The 235-nt window shown below is 60.0% G+C and carries 1 pseudogene; it reads right to left on the bottom strand.

Annotated features, from left to right (window positions below):
* Window positions 1–220, bottom strand: a pseudogene (locus ACPYOJ_RS36820) (DMT family transporter); the annotation flags it as partial.
* Between the last annotated feature and the right edge of the window lie 15 nt (window positions 221–235).

Below are 235 nucleotides of genomic sequence, written 5' to 3'. Positions count from 1 at the left end.
CCTTCGGTAGCAGACCGGTTTTTAGCCAGACCGGTGCCAGTACGGGCGCCGGGATGCTGTAGTGGATCAGACCGATATCGATCGTCCCGAGCTGTGTTGCCGCGCTGTGACGTGTCGCAAGGATCCAGGCCACCCAGATCAGGACCGTAACAGCGGCTCCCGCATATCCGACGGACGTCGAGGCGGAGTTGGCATTGTTGGTGAAGGCAAGGACGCTCATGGATCTATCCTCTCA

Source organism: Rhizobium sp. SVR5-9E (assembly GCF_056755095.1).
This window is presented reverse-complemented; position numbering and strand designations above follow the sequence as displayed.